The 13,416-nt window shown below is 69.3% G+C and carries 10 protein-coding genes; 4 read left to right on the top strand and 6 right to left on the bottom strand.

Features of this window, described 5'->3' with window-relative positions; translation table 11 throughout:
- Nucleotides 1–51 precede the first annotated feature (51 nt).
- The 3 genes from CJZ98_RS18375 to CJZ98_RS12950 form a co-directional block, all read right to left on the bottom strand.
- Nucleotides 52–525, bottom strand: a complete 474-nt coding sequence (locus tag CJZ98_RS18375; protein WP_157910982.1) for a class I SAM-dependent methyltransferase — start codon at nt 523–525, stop codon at nt 52–54.
- A gap of 161 nt (nt 526–686) precedes the next feature.
- A complete protein-coding gene (gene argJ / locus CJZ98_RS12945) occupies nt 687–1,931 on the bottom strand; it encodes a bifunctional glutamate N-acetyltransferase/amino-acid acetyltransferase ArgJ (protein WP_094591553.1) in 1,245 nt (414 codons plus the stop codon).
- A gap of 20 nt (nt 1,932–1,951) precedes the next feature.
- Complete coding sequence (locus CJZ98_RS12950) at nt 1,952–4,765, bottom strand: cyclic nucleotide-binding domain-containing protein (protein WP_094591554.1); 2,814 nt, start codon at nt 4,763–4,765, stop codon at nt 1,952–1,954.
- Between the two features lie 219 nt (nt 4,766–4,984).
- Here CJZ98_RS12950 and CJZ98_RS12955 point away from each other — a divergent pair, with 219 nt between their 5' ends.
- Genes CJZ98_RS12955 through coaE form a run of 3 tightly spaced genes read left to right on the top strand, consistent with a single transcriptional unit; the run spans nt 4,985 to nt 7,562 of the window.
- The gene (locus tag CJZ98_RS12955; RefSeq protein WP_094591555.1) at nt 4,985–6,145 is read left to right on the top strand and encodes an SPFH domain-containing protein; all 1,161 of its coding nucleotides are present in this window, start codon (nt 4,985–4,987) and stop codon (nt 6,143–6,145) included.
- Nucleotides 6,142–6,843 carry a TFIIB-type zinc ribbon-containing protein gene (locus CJZ98_RS12960; protein ID WP_094591556.1) on the top strand — a complete coding sequence of 234 codons (702 nt, stop codon included), beginning with the start codon at nt 6,142–6,144 and terminating at the stop codon, nt 6,841–6,843. The genes CJZ98_RS12955 and CJZ98_RS12960 overlap by 4 nt, the downstream gene beginning before the upstream one ends.
- A 20-nt stretch (nt 6,844–6,863) precedes the next feature.
- Nucleotides 6,864–7,562, top strand: coding sequence for a dephospho-CoA kinase (gene coaE / locus CJZ98_RS12965; RefSeq protein ID WP_094591569.1), 699 nt, complete (start codon nt 6,864–6,866; stop codon nt 7,560–7,562).
- Between the two features lie 95 nt (nt 7,563–7,657).
- Here coaE and CJZ98_RS12970 read toward each other — a convergent pair whose 3' ends face one another.
- Together CJZ98_RS12970 and gatB are read right to left on the bottom strand one after the other, a co-directional pair.
- On the bottom strand, nt 7,658–8,503 hold the full coding sequence (locus tag CJZ98_RS12970; protein WP_094591557.1) for a 2OG-Fe(II) oxygenase: 846 nt from the start codon (nt 8,501–8,503) through the stop codon (nt 7,658–7,660).
- 68 nt (nt 8,504–8,571) lie between these two features.
- Nucleotides 8,572–10,101 (bottom strand): Asp-tRNA(Asn)/Glu-tRNA(Gln) amidotransferase subunit GatB, encoded by a 1,530-nt coding sequence (gene gatB, locus CJZ98_RS12975; RefSeq protein ID WP_232756463.1) that lies wholly within the window; start codon nt 10,099–10,101, stop codon nt 8,572–8,574.
- 225 nt (nt 10,102–10,326) lie between these two features.
- On the opposite strand from gatB, the gene CJZ98_RS12980 reads away from it, so the two are divergent.
- The gene (locus CJZ98_RS12980) at nt 10,327–11,532 is read left to right on the top strand and encodes an NAD(P)/FAD-dependent oxidoreductase (RefSeq protein WP_094591571.1); all 1,206 of its coding nucleotides are present in this window, start codon (nt 10,327–10,329) and stop codon (nt 11,530–11,532) included.
- Here CJZ98_RS12980 and CJZ98_RS12985 read toward each other — a convergent pair.
- Nucleotides 11,496–13,412 (bottom strand): adenylate/guanylate cyclase domain-containing protein, encoded by a 1,917-nt coding sequence (locus tag CJZ98_RS12985; protein ID WP_094591558.1) that lies wholly within the window; start codon nt 13,410–13,412, stop codon nt 11,496–11,498. The genes CJZ98_RS12980 and CJZ98_RS12985 overlap by 37 nt on opposite strands.
- Nucleotides 13,413–13,416: the final 4 nt, after the last annotated feature.

A 13,416-nucleotide genomic window follows, 5' to 3' on the forward strand; every position in this document is an offset into this window, starting at 1 on the left:
TCAATGTTCGATATAGCATTCTCCTTCTCTGCCGCCTCTTTGGCGGCTTCTTCATGTCTTCAGAACCTCTGCGATTTGCTGATTATTCGAGGTGCCCTTAATTCCATTTGAACTATTTGATGGAGTTGACAATGCTAAGCATTGTGCACTTATCTTGTTGCCAAGAAAGTTAACACCGATATTCTGAATTAATCTGTCATAGGTAGCGGGAACTGGTTCAATGGCAAAACTATTTGCTTTTGCAACTCCAGAAGCGAGAAGCGAATACGAACCAAGATTTGAACCTACGTCAATGAAAATATCATCTTGCCGTAAAAGGTGAATTGCAAATGACATATCTTCAAATTCATCCAAACCAAGATAATAGTTACCAGTCAATCCAGTATCACCTTTCTCTATCGGAAGCATAAGTTTACCAATCCACTTTAAATAAACCCTTTGCTCACCAAGAGCAAATATTAATTGCAATCTTGCAAAACGAATAAATGGATGCCCTCTACGTTCATGCCACAGAGGATGATTCAAGAACTGAGGAATTGAATGCTTTACAAATCCTCGTAGTTTAGAGAACATTGCATCAAGATTTTTTGTACTTTAGCACCAGTGGAGCGTCATGTATTCAGTGACACACCAGTGACACAGCAGGAAATGACGCTTCAAAACCCTTGCCATGAAACGGTTTCTGATTACGTGGTGTAATCGGCGTTGATGCGGACGTACTGATCGGAGAGGTCGCAGCCCCAGGCCACGCCGCGGCCGGGGCCGGCGCCTGCCACCAGGCGGATCAGCACCGTGTCGCCGCCTTCTCCAGGCCCACCGAGATAGGCCCCGGCGGCCCGCGCCCGCAGGTAGGCGGAGGCGGCGGGTCGGTCGAAGGCCAGGGGCTGGCCGGCAGCCATCAGCTGGTGCTCCCCCAGCCACAGGGCCACCGCCTCGGGATCGAAGGCCACGCCGGCGCGGCCGGCGGCGGCCACGATCCGACCCCAGTTGGGGTCGCGGCCGTGCACGGCGCACTTCACCAGCGACGAGCCGCAGACGGTGCGGGCGATGGCGCGGGCGCCGGCATCCGTGGTGGCCCCCTCCACCTGCACCTCGATCAGACAGGTGGCCCCCTCGCCGTCGCGGGCGATGGCGCGGGCCAGGTGTTGCGACACCGCCGTCAGGCCGGCCTCCAGCGCCTCAAAGTGCTCGGGGCTCAGGGGCTCGCCGGCTGCAAACGCCAGGAACGTGTCGTTGGTGCTGGTGTCGCCGTCCACCGTGATCGCGTTGAAGGAGCGGTCCACCGCGCGGCCCACCATCGCCTGCCACACCTCGGCTGGCACACCGGCATCGCAGCTGAGGTAGCCCAGCATCGTGGCCATGTCGGGGTGGATCATCCCCGAGCCCTTGGCCATGCCGCCGATGCGCACGCGGCGGCCGCCCAGACTGGCCTCAAGGGCGATCTGCTTCACCACCAAATCCGTGGTGAGGATCGCGGTGGCGGCGTCGGCGCCGCCCGCGGAGCTGAGGGCCGCAACCAGGGGATCGAGGCCCGCCACCAGGGTGTCCATCGGGATCGGCACACCGATCACGCCGGTGGAACAGATCAGCACCTGCTCGGGCTGCAGGCCCAGGCGATCCGCCAAGGCCTCGGTGGCGATCAGGCTGTCGGCCAGGCCGCGCTCGCCGGTGCAGGCGTTGGCCTGGCCGGAGTTGGTGAGCACGGCGCGGGCCTGGCCGCCGCAGGCCTGCAGCCGCTCGGCGCAGAGATCCACGCAGGCCGCCCGCACCAGGGACGTGGTGAAGGTGCCGGCGCACACCGCCCCCTCGGGGGCCAGCAGCAGCGAGAGATCGGGCCTGCCGGAGGCCTTGAGGCCGGCCGTGACCCCGGCCGCCAGGAAACCCTCGGGGGCGGTGACGCCACCGGGAACGGGGTGCCAGGACTGGGTCACGGGGCTTGAGAGAACTCCTCTTATCCTGCCGCCGCGCCGTTGGCGGCTCCACCGGCCGCGCCTCCATCGGCCAGGGCAAGGGGGCGGCGCGCCGCCAGGGCATAGAGGTTCTCGATCTTGATGGCCAGCTGGCGCAGCAGGCCGCGGCTGAATTCCGGCGACTGCTGCAGCAGCTGCTCGAACTGGGTGGAGCGGAACACCATCGCCCGCACCGGCTCCTCGGCCACGCGCACCGTGGAACGGCGCCGGTGGTCGGCGAAGTAGGCCACCTCGCCGATGGGCTCGCCGGGTCGCAGCAGCGCCACCCGCCGCAGGCTCGGGGCGTCGCTCGCCGCGGCGCCATCGGGGCGCAGCACCTCGCAGCTTCCCTCCAGCAGGATCGTCACGGTGTCGGCCTGGTCGCCCAGCTCGAACAGCACCGCGCCGGGGGCCAGGGTGCGCAACTCCCCCAGCCGCAGCATGCTCAGCAGCGCCGCCGGCGAGAGATCCGCCACCAGCGGCACCTGCAGCAGCTGCACCACCGCCCGCAGCTCCGGCACCGGCCCATAGCGGCGCAGCCGATCGAGGGTGGCATTGGAGGGTCCGAGCCGGGGTGTGTGGCGCAGGGCCTGGCCCCGTGCCGGCGCCAGGCGATCCAGCAGCCACAGCACCCACAGGGCCGTGTCGGGGTCGGGGTCCTGCCAGAGGCCCTCAAGCACCGCCAGGGGATCCGGCTGGCTGGCGATCCGTTCGGCCGCCAGGTCGAGCCGGGGGGCGGGCAGGGGCAGATCCCGCAGCCGCACCTGGGCCAGCAGCGACTCGGGCAGCAGCGGCAGCAGGGCCGCCGTCTGCAGCAGCAACGACGCCTGGGGCCCGGGGGCTCCGCCGTCGCCGGCCGCCGCCGGGGCGGTCTCCTCCAGGGCGCGCAGGGCCGGAGCCATGGTCACCAGCAGACTGGTGAGCTGGCGATCGATGGTGGGCAACAGCGGGCGGATCATCCGCTCCTCGGCCGCCGCCTGCTCCAGGCTGCTGCGGGCCGCGATCTGGGCCGCCAGCGTCTCGATCCACTGCTGCAGGCGGCGGCGCGACTGCTCCGAGCTGGGCCCGAAGCGCTCCTGCAGCTCCTGCCAGCTGGCGTCATCCAGTTGGTTGGTGCGGCGGATCCGCTCCAGCTGGTCGCGCCAGGCGGGCCGGGCCGCGAGCTCCGCCAGGTCGGCGGCACCGGTGAGCAGCAGCAGCTCGTCGATCGCCTCGGCCGCCGCGGCCTGGCGCAGGGAGCGGATCTGCCGCTGCTGCGGATCGAGCTGCAGGATGCGCGGATCCTCGATCGCCAGTTCCCGCAGGGCGGCGTGGTGGTCCTCCTCCACCAGCCCGAGCGACTGGCGCAGCTCCTCCAGCTGCACCAGCGAGGCGGCGCGCTCCAGCCGGCCGCTGCTGAACAGGTCGGCGAGCACCTCCCGGTAGAGGCGCCGGTTGGTGTCGCTCATGTGGGCGGGCAGCACCTTGGCCAGGGTGAACACCTCCTCGGAGCTCAGTTCGCCGATGGCGCGGCCATCGAGGTAGGTGGCCAGATCCGGCACCAGGCGCTCCAGCTGTTTGCGCAGGCTGGTGCTGGTGCTCTCGCGGGTGTAGGTGGCCCGCTCCCGCCGCCAGCCGCGGTGCAGCCACATGCCGCTCACCACCAGCACCAGCGAACGGATGAGCTGTCCCCCCAGGGGCCCGGCCAGGCCCAGGGTGGGATCGGCGAAGAAGAAGAAGGCATTCACGCCCGCGAACGAGGCCAGCAGCCGGCTGCGCTGGGTGGCCAGCTCCTGGGCCCGCTCCGGGGGCAGGGTGGACAGCTGCCCCAGAAGCCAGCCCCGCAGGGCCTCGAAAAGCCGCACCGACAGCCAGCCCGCCAGCAGCAGCAGGGCGGGGATCGTCAGCAGCCGGGGCAGGTGCAGGGTCCAGCGGCCGTCGCCGATGGGGGCCAGCAGGCGATGGATCGGCTCGGTGTCGTAGGCCCAGAGGCCGCTGCGCAGGGCATCCACCCCCTCGCGGGAGCTGGCCTCGACCAGCACAAAGAAGGCGGTCACCAGACCGGGATAGGAGCCCCAGGCCCAGGCCAGGCCCCGCTTGCCGGAGAGGCCCTGCCAGTAGGTGCGCTCCGAGTCGATGTCGATGCAGGGGGCCTGGCAGGCCACGCAGGCGCTCTGCACCTTGCCGCTGGCATCCAGCGTTCGGCACATCGACTGGGTGATGCGGCTGCCGGTCTGCAGGTGGGCCGGACTGCCCAGGAAACTGCGGGGCCCGGTGAGCACGGTCTGCACGGGGGCCATCGGGCAGATGTACTGGCACCAGGCCTTGCCGCCGTAGGCCCAGCCCACCGCCAAGGCCGCCACCAACGTGAGCACCAGGAACACCGCCAGGGCCACGGTGTGGCTGTTGAGCAGCAGCAGCCGCAGGCTCAGCCCGGCGACGAACAGGCCCCACTGCAGCTGCACGTGGTGGCGTCCCAGCCAGGAGTTGGGCTCGACCCGCACCACCTCGCGGCGCCCGTTGCGGCCCGCCACGGTGCGCTGCAGGCCCAGGGCCCGGAAGGTCTGGGAGACGAAGGCCAGCGGGCAGATGCGCCGCCAGAGCTCATGGCTCAGGAGCACGAGGATCAGGATCCCGCTGGGCACCACCACCCCCCAGAAGATCTGGTTGCCCTGGTGGCTGTGGCAGCTCTGGATCGGGCCGCAGGTGTTGACGTCGACGGGCCAGGGATCGAGGCCCGGCACCACCAGGGTGGCGATCAGCAGCAGCCAGCCTGCAAGCAACAGGGAGCGCACGGTATGGGCCGCCCGCTCAGACCAGGTACTCAGCAGCTGCACGGAACCAGGGGGGGACCGGGGGGTCGGTGGAGAGCTCGGCGAACCGTAACGGCGGCGCCGACCCGCAGCCAGGCGCCCCATCGAGAGATCTCCCAGGCAAGCAACACCGGGCCGGTAGCGGCGTAGCGCCTGGCACGCTCCAGCCCACGCCGCAACACACCGCCCCTGACAGGACCCCGGGCCGTCCCTAGCGTCAGACCCATCAGCCCGCGCGCATCCATGACGCTCTGGGAGGCCGTGCGGGGGGAGTTCCTCGACGTCATCGAGTGGGCCGGCGAACCGGCCCCCGACACCCTGGTGTGGCGCTTCCCCCGCCGCGACGACGCCATCAAGTTCGGCTCGCAGCTGACGGTGCGCGAGGGCCAGTGGGCCGTGTTCGTGAACGAGGGCCGCATCGCCGACAGCTTCGGGCCCGGGCGCTACAGCCTCGAGACCCGCAACCTGCCGCTGCTCACCACGCTGCTGTCGCTGCCGACGGCCTTCGAGACCCCGTTCAAGGCGGAGGTCTACTTCGTGGCCACCCGCCAGTTCACCGACCTGAAGTGGGGCACCCGCCACCCCGTGATCCTGCGGGACCCGGAGCTGGGGCCGGTGCGACTGCGGGGCTACGGCAGCTACACCCTGCGCATCGGCGATCCGCCACGGCTGATCCGCGAGGTGAGCGGCAGCAGCGGTCACTTCACGGTGGATGGCATCAGCGAGCAGCTGCGCAACCTGGTGGTGACCCGGCTGGCCGACCTGCTCGGCGAAAGCCGCCACCCGGTGCTCGATCTGGCCGGCCGCTACGACGAGCTGGCGGCGGAGCTGCGGCGGCGGCTGGAACCGGAGTTCGAGGGCTACGGCATCAGCCTCACCACCTTGCTGATCGAGAACCTCACCCTGCCGCCGGAGGTGGAGGCCGCCCTGGATCGGCGCAGCGGCATTGCCCTCACCGGCGACCTGCAGGCCTTCACCACCTACCAGGCGGGCATCGCCCTGGAGAAGGCGGCCACCAACCCGGGCGGTCCGGCCGGCACGGCCAGCGGCCTGGTTGTGGGCCTCGGCCTGGCGCAACAGCTGGCCGTCGCGGGGGGCGCCGCAGGTAACGCCGCTACGGCCGCTGCCGCTGGCACCGGGGCTCCGCCGGTGACGGCAACGGGAGCCGGAACGGCGGTCCAGGCGGGAACGGCCTATCACGTGCTCCTGGAGGGCCAGCCCCACGGGCCCCTGACCCTGGCGGAGCTGGCCGCCTTGCGCCAGCAGGGAACCCTGCGGGCCGATGGGCTGATCTGGCATGCCGGCCTGGCGGGCTGGACGCCGGCCTCCCAGCTGGGCGAGCTGGCCGTGCTGTTCCTCGCTCCGCCACCTCCTCCCCCTCCGGCTGCACCGCCAGCGCCATGAACTGTCCTGGCTGTTCCGCGCCCCTGCCGGCCAGCGAGCTGGTGTGTCGCTACTGCGGCAGCCGCCTGGATGTGGACCTGCAGGGCTGGGCCCAGGCCGAGGTGACCGGCAGCTGGGCCGATCGCCACTGTCCCGACTGCCGCTGCCCGCTGGACGCCGTGCGGCTGGAGCCGGCGGTGACGGCCGGGAGCGCTGCCACCCGCGATGCGGGCAGCGTCAGCCTGGGCCGCTGCCCCACTTGCCTCGGCATGTTCCTCGGCACCGGCGGCATCGAAACCCTGCTCAGCAGTGGCGTGGGACCGGTGTGGGAGGTGAACCGACCACTGCTCGATGCCCTCGGCGAGGCGCCCCGCACGGCGGCCAGCCCGTCACCGGTGCGTTACAGGCCCTGTCCCTGTTGCGGAGAACTGATGAACCGCAATCTCTACGGCAAGCGCAGCGGCGTGATCGTGGATCGCTGCGCGGTCCATGGCTTCTGGCTCGACGCCGGCGAGCTGAGGCAGCTGCTGGAGTGGAGCCGGGCCGGTGGGCAGCTCCACACCCAGGAGCGACTGGAGCAGGAGCAGCGGGAGCAGGAGCGCCGGCAGCGGCGCGAGGACCTGGAGAGCGAGGAGCGCCGCCGGCAGCTGGAGGACGATGGCCCGCGCCAACCGCTGCTGGATCTGATCGTGAAGGGCCTTGACCTGCGCCTGTGGTGACGGACCACCTGGCTGAGCTCGTGAATCCAGAGCGTTCCCCGCGCCCCCGCTGGTGCGGAGGCCAGCGCCGCATCGGTCTCACCGGCGGCATCGCCAGCGGCAAGAGCACGGTGGGCCGGCTGCTGAGGGAAGGCCACGGCCTGCCGGTGCTGGATGCGGACCTCTACGCCCGCGAGGCCCTGGCCCCCGGGAGCGCCGCCAGCCGAGCCGTGCTGGAGCGTTACGGCGCGCAGGTACAGGCGGTGAACACGGCCGTTGCGCCCGGTCCGCGCCTCGACCAGGCCAGGGCATCCGCAGGGGCCGAGCTCGATCGCGCCGCCCTGGGCCGCATCGTGTTCACCGATGCGGCCGAGCGCTGCTGGCTGGAGGAGCTGGTGCACCCCCTCGTGGGCCAGCGCTTCGCGGCGGAGCTGGAGCGGCTGGTGGATGCGCCCGTGGTGGTGCTGATGGTGCCGCTGCTGTTTGAAGCCGGGCTCGATGGCCTGTGCAGTGAGGTGTGGGTGGTGGACTGCGACCCGCAGCAGCAGCTGCAACGGCTCGTCGCCCGCGATGGTGTCGGAGAGGCTGAGGCCAGAGCCCGCATCGCAGCCCAATGGCCTCTGGAGCGCAAATGCTCCCTGGCGGATGTGGTGATTGACAACCGGGTCGATGGGTCCCAGCTAGCAGGTGCAGTGGCGGCGGCCCTGGCACGCTCCAGGGAGACCAACTCTGCGCCGTGAAGCACAGGCCTGTCCGCAGGGCGGGGGGCTGGCCACACCAACGTGGCAACCATGCGGGTGCGGAGCCAGGCAACGAAGCAACCCAATTCAATCGATTAGACCGAACTGAGTGGCTGATTGCGACCGGTTTCAGCCCGAAACCATTTGGTGATCACGTACTTAAGGCCCCTGATCACCGGCAGGGCCTCATGCAAGGTGGCGGGGTTCGGCTGGCCATCGGCGCCGAGGTTGTTCCAGGCCACCCCGACACCGGGGGAAGGCTGAAAATCACGGCCCACACGCTCAAAACGGGTCTGACCGCCTGCCTCAACGGCGTTGAGGTAGACCATCACGGTCCAAGTGCGCTGCCCCCCGGGGCAGGTATGAACATGATACTCGTCCGTTCCCGGGGCGAACCAGTCCGTGTGGGCCTTGAAATACTCCCCCTCATCGTAACGCTGACCCTGCAATGGCTCGGAATAGGCCTCGTCCACACCAATCAGCCCCGCCAGTCGGGCATCGATCTGCTCAACCAGCTGCGGTGCAGCCCTACGCAGATGGCAGGTGCGACTAGTGCGGTAATCGGCCGGGCCGCGGGTCACAGTGGAGGGGGCCAGGGATGAGTTGATGGCAAGTATCAACGCGCCACATTCGTCCTCCGAGAGCAAACAGGGAATCTCATAGATCTGAGCCAGGGATGTATCGAGGCGCCATGCTCGTGGACGATGACGTGGATCCGTCAGGGGCGCGCGGGCGAGGACTGACCAGGGAGAATCTCCGGTTGCGGGTACCCATTGACGGGAAAGCTGGGGGCGGAATCCGCCTAAGGCATCGGCGATGGCCGCGGCGTCAAACCCCTGGGCCAGGGCCTTGTCGAACAGCACAGCAAGGTCACAGCCCCGCTGCCGATTGATTTGCAACCAATGGCTCCAGTCAGCATCCAGGGACTTACCGACGGACATGGCTCAACCCACCAGTCATTCTGACCAAGACTAGGGAGATGCGCTGGAGATGACCCAGCCACTAAGTCTCACCCCTTGAGCTTCTCAATCAGGATCTGGTTGGCCAGCTTGGGGTCGGCGCGGCCCCCGGTGCGCTTCATCAGCTGTCCCACGAAGAAGCCCTGCAGCTTGGTCTTGCCGCCACGGAAGGCCGTCACCTCCTCGGGGTGGGCCGCCAGCAGCTCAGTCACGATCGCTGCGATCGCTGCAGGGTCGCTGATCATGCCCAGCCCTCGCTCCTCCACAATCGCCTTGGGGGAGCCCCCCTTCTCCAGCAGCTCGGGCAGGATCTCCTTGGCGATCTTGCCGCTGATCACCCCACCGTCGATCAGCTGCACCATCTCGGCCAGTAGCTCGGGCCGGAAGGGCAGCTCGGCATAGGAGAGCCGGTTCGCATTGACGTGGGCGGCGATGTCGCCGGTGATCCAGTTCGCAAGGCCCTTCGCATCAGCCCCGGCAGCTACGGCGGCCTCGAAGTAGTCGGCCATGGCGCGCTCATCGGTGAGCACGCGGGCGTCGTAGGTCGACAGCCCAAGCTGCTCGGCGTAGCGGTGGCGCTTGGCGGCCGGCAGTTCCGGCAGCTCGGCGCGCCAGCCTTCGCGCCGTTCGGCACTCACTTCGATCGGGCCGAGGTCGGGGTCGGGGAAGTAGCGGTAGTCGCTGGCGCCCTCCTTACCGCGCATGCTCTTAGTGAGCTGCTTGCCCTCATCCCAGAGGCGCGTTTCCTGCACCACCGGCTCGCCGGCCTCATAGGCCTTGATCTGGCGCTGGATCTCGAAATCGATCGCCTTCTGGATGGCGGAGAAGGAGTTCATGTTCTTGATCTCCACCTTGGTGCCGAAGGGGGCCTCGGGCCCGCGGCGCACGGAGATGTTCACGTCGCAGCGCAGGGAGCCCTCCTGCATGTTGCCGTCGCTCACGCCCAGATAGCGCACGATCCGGCGAATCTCCGAGGCGTATTCCGCTGCCTCGCGGCCGGTGCGCAGATCGGGCTTGCTCACGATCTCGGCGAGGGCCACACCGGCGCGGTTGTAATCCACCAGGGAGTGGGTGGAGCCTGCCAGGCGATCGCTGCCGGCGTGCACCAACTTGCCGGCGTCCTCCTCCATGTGCAGGCGCTCGATGCCGATGCGCTTGGTGTAGGTCTCCTTGCCCTTCTCGGCCACCTCCACCTCGATCCAGCCGTCTTCAGCGATCGGTTCGTCATACTGGGAGATCTGGTAGTTCTTGGGCAGGTCGGGATAGAAATATTGCTTGCGATCGAACTTGCTGTGCTCGGCAATGTGTAGGTTCAGTGCCATCGCCGCCTTCACGGCATACTCGAGCACCTTCTGATTCAGTACCGGCAGGGTGCCGGGCAGGCCGCACACCACAGGGTCGATATGGGTGTTGGGGTCGTCGCCGAAGGTGGTGGAGGCGCTCGTGAAGATCTTGCTGGCGGTGCCCAGCTGCACGTGGGTCTCCAAGCCGATCACCGCCTCCCAGGCGGCCGGGGCGGTGGAGGCCGGCGAGGCGGCGTCGGCTGTCTTGGCGCTGGCGGTTGCGGCGGCCCCTGCCATTGGTGCTCTCCTGCTCCTGTGCGTGGCCTGATCCTATGCAGGGGCTCCCGGCGTGGCCTGCTCCCGTCGGTACCGGCCACCGGGAGCGGTCCGGTCGGGCCCTTTCCCGCGCCGCTCGCACCCGGACACTCCGCCCTGAAACACTGAAGGCAGCGTTGTCCGCGCGCGTCTGTGGCTCAACCGGTTGACACCTCCCCCCCTGTGCTGATCCTTGGCGGGGGCCTGATGGGCCTGGCCATCGCCTACGAGCTGGCCGGCCGGGGCCGGGCCGTGACGGTGCTGAGCCGGCGCCGCAGCGAGGCGGCGGGCTTCGTTGCGGCTGGCATGCTGGCGCCCCACGCCGAGGGCCTGGGCGGCCCACTGCTGGAGCTGGGCCAGCGCAGCCTGGAGCGAATTCCGGGCTGGGTGGCGCGCATCGAGTCCGACAGCGGCCTGGGCTGCGGCCTGCGGCCCAGCGGCATCGTGGTGCCCTTCCGCAGCGTCGCCGAGCGCGACGCTTATCCCACCGCGCCCTATGGCCAGCCCCTGGACCGCCGCGGACTGGAGCGGGAGATCCCGGGCATCGGTGCGGACTGGCCTGTGGGTCTGCTGTTTGCGCAGGACGGCCAGATTGACAATCGCCGCCGGCTGATGCGCGCCCTGGAGCGGGCCTGCGTGGGCCTGGGGGTGGCCTTCCAGGAGGGGGCCGAGGTGCTGGCCCTGCGGCGCGATGGCGCCGGTGAGCTCAGCGGTGTGGAGCTGCGCACGGCCGAGGGCGAGCAGCAGTTGCTGTCTTGCCGGGAGGCGGTCCTGGCCTGCGGCGCCTGGAGCGCCCAGCTGCTGCCGGAGTTGCCGCTGTTTCCGGTCAAGGGGCAGATGCTGTCGCTGCAGGGGCCCCGCCAGGCACTGGAGCGGGTGGTGTTCGGTCCGGGTACCTACCTGGTGCCCCGGGAGGACGGCCTGCTGGTGGTGGGGGCCACCAGCGAGCCGCAGGCCGGCTTCCGCGAGGGGCTCACCCCCGATGGCCAGCGCACCCTGCAGAGCGGTATCGCCGCCCTGTTGCCAGCGGCCAGCTGCTGGCCGCCGATGGAGCGCTGGTGGGGCTTCCGGCCCTGCACCCCAGACGAGGGCCCCCTGCTCGGCGCCAGCTCCGTGACGGGGCTGTGGCTGGCCACGGGCCATCACCGCAACGGCGTGCTGCTGGCGGCGATCACGGCGGAGCTGCTGGGGAGCTGCCTGGCCGAGCAGGGAGGAGCCCACACGGTGCCCGCGGGCCAGGCAAGCGCCACCGGAAGCGGCGGGGAGGGCTTGAGCCCCGAAGAGCGCAGGCGTTTCATAGAGGCGTTCCGCTGGGACCGCTTCCAGCAAGGCCCTCCAGGGACCCAGGATTCCGGCGAACGGCCCCAGCGATCGGCTCAGCTGCCGGCGCCCTGGAGCGGCGCACCGGCCTGAGCTTCGGCCGGGGTGAACACCGGAATCGCCCCCATCCCCTTCACCTGCTGTTCGCCCATGGAACGGATCTCCAGGCTGCCCTGCGCCAGCTCTGCTGTGGTGGCATCGCACAGGATCGACACGCCCGCCGTGCGGGTGAGGCCCTCCAGCCGGCTGGCGAGGTTCACCTTGTCGCCGATCACGGTGAACTCCATCCGGCGGGGGCTGCCGATCTGGCCCACGATCACCTCGCCTGACGCCAGGCCGATGCCGTTCTCGAACGGGACCAGACCCTCCTCCGCCCACTCCCGGTTGAGACCGGCCAGGGCTTCCCGCATCGCCTGGGCGCAGCGCAGCGCGGCCACCGCCTCTTCGCGGCTGCCGCGGCTGATGGGGGAGCCGAACACCGCCATCACCGCATCGCCGATGAACTTGTCGATCGTGCCGCCATGGGCCGTCACCACCTCCACCATCTCGCCCAGGTAGCGGTTGAGCTGGCGCACGTGCAGCTCGATCTCGCCGCTGCCGCTGCGCTGCTGGGTGAGCTGGGTGAAGCCCTTGAGGTCGGTGAACAGCACCGTTACCGGTAGCAGTCGCCCCCGCAGGATCCCCTCGGCGGCCGCCGGATCCGAGAGGATCTCCGCTACCACCGTGGGGGCCACATAGCGCTCGAAGGTGCGCCGCAGTCGCCGCCGCTCGCCCTCCTCGCGCAGGTAGGCATCGCCGCCGTAGAGCAGGCCGAGCAGCACAAGGCCTGTGGCGGGGGTGAGCAGGGGGAGCCACACCTGGGCCTGGACCAGGGCCAGGAAGGCCACCACCACCACCAGGCCGAGCGTGGCGCCCACCAGGCCCAGCCGCAACCCCAGCCCCATGCCGGCGCGCACGGACAGGACCACCAGCAGCACCGGGACCATCGCGAGCAGAGCCCGACCCAGCGGCGAGGCGGGCCAAGGCACCAGACCATCGCCCAGCATGGAGTTGGCACTGGCGGTGGCGAGCAGCTCCAGGCCGCTGATGGCTCCGTAGGGCGAGGGAGTCCCGGCAGCCCCGCCCTGGGAGACCACCGGACCGACCACAACGACGGCGTTCTGGAGCCGGTTGCGCTTGGGATGGCGACTCCAGCGATCAGGATCGAGCATTTCCCAGGCGGACACCCGCTCGAAGCGCCCCTCGGGCCCGTAGAAGTTGAGCTGTCGCTGCTCGTCCCGCTGGCGACTGTGGATGCCGGCCCGCAGCAGCAGCGTGGAGGACAGGGACGGGTAGGCGTCCGCTCCGCTGGCGGGCAGCACCCCGCGGCTATAGACCTCGGGATGAAACGCCGGCTCGCCCTGGGTGGGGGGGAGGGTGTTGGTCAGCCCCAGATTGAACGGACCGGCCGCCTGCAACAGGGGCGTCGGGGGCTGCACCAGCGTCAGGCCGGCCACAGTGTGATCCCGGGTCTCGAGCATTTCGGCCGCCAGGGCCACCCGGCCCTTGTGGCGGCGCAGAGCATCCGCCAAGGCCGCGTCGTCGGCGGCGCCACGGTTGCTGGGGCCCTCGAACACCACGTTGAGCGCCACGGCGCTGGCCCCGGATTGGAAGAGCCGATCGAGCAGATCCCCATAGCGGGCCCGCGGCCAGGGCAGGGTGCTGATGCCCTGGGCCCAGCTGGGAATGGCCGCCTGGCCTTTGGGCTGGTCGAGGAACCAGGCCCCCTGCTGCAGGGTGGAGTCGTCGATGGCAACCACCACCAGCCGATCCGGCGGACGCCGCACGCCCCGTAGCCGCACCATCAGGTTCTCCAGGCTGCGCTCCCAGCCACGTAACTCAGCTGGCGGATTGGCCGTCAGGCCCGCCACGGCAACCACCACCGCGGTGGAGAGGAACGGAAGGGCGAGGTGGCGCGGCAGGAAGCGGGCCATGGCG

It is taken from the genome of Vulcanococcus limneticus LL (assembly GCF_002252705.1).
Taxonomy (GTDB): domain Bacteria; phylum Cyanobacteriota; class Cyanobacteriia; order PCC-6307; family Cyanobiaceae; genus Vulcanococcus; species Vulcanococcus limneticus.

Excerpts from the sequence above, each read along its gene's own strand:
- gatB (WP_232756463.1), bottom strand. The coding sequence starts at position 10,101 with ATGGCAGGGGCCGCCGCAACCGCCAGCGCCAAGACAGCCGACGCCGCC.
- CJZ98_RS12960 (WP_094591556.1), top strand. The coding sequence starts at position 6,142 with ATGAACTGTCCTGGCTGTTCCGCGCCCCTGCCGGCCAGCGAGCTGGTG.
- CJZ98_RS12970 (WP_094591557.1), bottom strand. The coding sequence starts at position 8,503 with ATGTCCGTCGGTAAGTCCCTGGATGCTGACTGGAGCCATTGGTTGCAA.
- CJZ98_RS12955 (WP_094591555.1), top strand. The coding sequence starts at position 4,985 with ATGACGCTCTGGGAGGCCGTGCGGGGGGAGTTCCTCGACGTCATCGAG.
- CJZ98_RS12985 (WP_094591558.1), bottom strand. The coding sequence starts at position 13,412 with ATGGCCCGCTTCCTGCCGCGCCACCTCGCCCTTCCGTTCCTCTCCACC.
- CJZ98_RS12980 (WP_094591571.1), top strand. The coding sequence starts at position 10,327 with ATGGGCCTGGCCATCGCCTACGAGCTGGCCGGCCGGGGCCGGGCCGTG.